Raw genomic sequence first — 2586 nt, forward strand, 5'->3', positions numbered from 1 at the left:
CGGCGGTCCCGCGCGCGGTGGGGGTCCTCGCGCACGGCCCCGTGCAGCTCATCGGCCAGGCCGGCATGAGCCTCGCGATGGCCGCGATGCTGTTCCTGCTGTAGGTGGCCTCCGGCCTTGCGAGGCCGCAGGCCACCTCCCGCGCTGCGCCGATCGGCCGGGTGGAGCAATCTCTGGATCATGTCGACAATCCGGGCGGCCGGCGTCGGACTCCTCATCGCCCTCGGCGCCCTCACGGGCTGCTCGAGCACCCAGCAGGCCGCCGCTCCCGCGGCTCCGCCCGCTGCCGCCGCCCCGTCCAGCCCGGCCGTCGCCACCTCGACCCCGACCTCCACCTCCGCGCAGGCCGCGCCGGAGAAGGGGAAGTGTCTGCTCTCCGACCTGCACCCGGTCGTCGGGCGCACGACCGGTGAGGCCGGCCAGCAGCGGCACACCACGGTCGTCTGGACGAACGCGTCGTCGTCGACCTGCACGATGGTCGGGTACGGCGGTGTCGACCTCCAGGGTCCGCCCGACCCGATGGGTACCAGCTACTCGCTGCCGCGCCAGACCAGCGAGCAGCCCGCCCTGGTGCGTCTGTCCCCCGGCGACAAGGCCCACTCCGTGATCACGTGGAACCCGAGCCAGAAGACCAGCTGGACCCCGACGAAGATCCTCATCACGCCGCCTGACGAGACCCACTCCGCGGTCCTCGACTGGCCCGGCGGCGGGGTGGTCCGTCAGGACGGGGCGACCCACCCGGGCACCTATCTCGGGCCGGTCCAGAAGGGCTCGGACGCCTAGCCTGCGCACCGTGCCCCAGGACGAACCACTCGACGACGAGCAGGTTCACGATCCAGCTCGACCACACCGAGGCGCCTGCCGCGGCCGTGATCGTCGCCGGGTCGTCCAGCGACGAGCCGAGGGCCACGAACAGCGCCAGGTAGACGACGATCCACGCGCGGTTGACGACGATCGAGAACGTCAGCGCGACGCTGCGCAGCATCCAGGCCCGGTGGTCGGCGAAGCGGCGCTGCCTCGCGGCGCGCCAGCCGGCGACCGCGGTCGCGAGCCAGAGCATGGCGAGCACGGTGTTCCCGACGGCGGACACCGGCCCGGTACTGCTCACCGGGGCGACCCCGAGGACGACGATCCCGCCGGGGATCACCCCGCCCAGCAGGTAGGCCCGGCCCGACCAGCGGTGGACCGCGGGATGGCGCCGGCGCAGCCACGGCCAGATCTGCAGGCAGGCGGTCAGCAGGGCGATCGACCCGAACATGATGTGGGCCCAGAGCAGCGGGTAGTGCAGCGCGTAGTCCGGGCGCGGCGTGATGCGCGATCGGGACGGGTCGAGCGTCAGGTACGGCGGTAGTTCCAGCGCGAGGAACCCGACCGTCACGACGGCGAGCGCGAGCAGGCCGACCCCGGCGCGGCGGGACGGCCGACGGCGGGCGGGCGCGGGAGGCGGGGCTGGAGGCGGGAGCGTCTCGGTCATGCGCGTAAGCCTTACGCATGAAGCGTAAGCGTGTCTACACAAAGGCCGTGAAAGGATGTCGCCCATGACCACCGACGCGGCCCCGGGAGAGACCGACCCGCTCTGGGCTCCGCCGTCGGCGCCTCGTCGGGAGCGGCGCCCGCTGAGCCGGGAGGCGATCGTCGGCGCGGCCGTCGCCCTCGCCGACGCGGAGGGCATCGAGGCGGTGTCGATGCCGCGGCTCGCGCGCACTCTCGGGGCCGCGCCGATGTCGCTCTACCGGCACGTCCCGCACAAGGAGGCGCTGCTCGCACTCATGGTCGACGCCGCCGTGGGGCCGCCACCGGACGTCGCCGCGGAGACGGTCCGCGAGGGGATGGCGCGCTGGGCGCGGGCCAACCGTGGCGTGTTCGCCGCGCACCCCTGGACGTTGCCCCTGGTCACCGGCCCGCAGCGGATGGGTCCGTCGGAATGCGCGTGGGCCGAGGTGTTCCTCACGCTGCTCGACGAGGTGGCGGGGATGCCTGCCGAGCAGGCGATCGCCCTGGTGCACGTGGTCAACGCCTACGTGCGGGGGGCGTCGGCGCCGATCGGGAACCGGGCGCCGACGGCCGCCGAGGTCCGGAGTGCCGGGCGGGAGGACGAGCTGCCCCGTCTGCTCACCCTGCTGCCGTCGGACGCGGACACACGCGGGGCCCAGGGGCCCGACGACGAGCTCTTCGAGCTCGGGCTCGCCGCCGTGGTGGACGGATGCGTGCGCCAGGCGGGGATCGACCCCTCCTGACGAGGTCGCCCGCCGCGCCCGGCATCCGTATGTCAGGACTAGACTGTTTGAGCGAAGTGAACGAGCCATCATCACACTGAGTATTGATGTCGGTCAGTGCCAATAACGCTGAGTGCTGGGGTTAACCTGCCTCGGTCGTGGGGTCGGAGCCGTGCTCGGCGCCGTCGGGGCCCCCGTCGTGAACCGCGTCGTCCCAGGTAGAACGATTCTCGACCTGGTCGACGTCTCGCTACGGACCCGTACGGAGAACGCATGCGACCACGGACCGACACGTCCCTCTCGCGCTACTCCATCAGGAGGCTAGGAGTCGCGGTATCGGCAGCGACGGTTGCGCTGAGTGCTGGAGCGT

Annotated in this window: 2 protein-coding genes and 1 pseudogene; 2 read left to right on the plus strand and 1 reads right to left on the minus strand. The window is 72.5% G+C overall.

Annotated features, from left to right (window positions below):
• The first annotated feature begins 180 nt into the window (after positions 1 to 180).
• Positions 181 to 783 carry a DUF4232 domain-containing protein gene (locus tag VGH76_RS07100; RefSeq protein ID WP_331555923.1) on the plus strand — a complete coding sequence of 201 codons (603 nt, stop codon included), beginning with the start codon at positions 181 to 183 and terminating at the stop codon, positions 781 to 783.
• A gap of 34 nt (positions 784 to 817) precedes the next feature.
• Here the strand turns inward: VGH76_RS07100 and VGH76_RS07105 are convergent.
• Positions 818 to 1540: pseudogene (locus VGH76_RS07105) on the minus strand (DUF2306 domain-containing protein); the annotation flags it as partial.
• Here VGH76_RS07105 and VGH76_RS07110 point away from each other — a divergent pair.
• Positions 1539 to 2237, plus strand: coding sequence for a TetR/AcrR family transcriptional regulator (locus VGH76_RS07110; RefSeq protein WP_331555924.1), 699 nt, complete (start codon positions 1539 to 1541; stop codon positions 2235 to 2237). The pseudogene VGH76_RS07105 and the gene VGH76_RS07110 sit on opposite strands and share 2 nt — an antisense overlap.
• Positions 2238 to 2586 lie beyond the last annotated feature (349 nt).

Origin of the sequence: Actinomycetospora sp., assembly GCF_036497585.1 — a bacterium.
Classification (GTDB): Bacteria; Actinomycetota; Actinomycetes; order Mycobacteriales; family Pseudonocardiaceae; genus Actinomycetospora.

Bases quoted from the DNA above. Each gene is read 5' to 3' on its own strand.
- VGH76_RS07100 (WP_331555923.1), top strand. From the start codon at position 181: ATGTCGACAATCCGGGCGGCCGGCGTCGGACTCCTCATCGCCCTCGGC.
- VGH76_RS07110 (WP_331555924.1), top strand. From the start codon at position 1,539: ATGACCACCGACGCGGCCCCGGGAGAGACCGACCCGCTCTGGGCTCCG.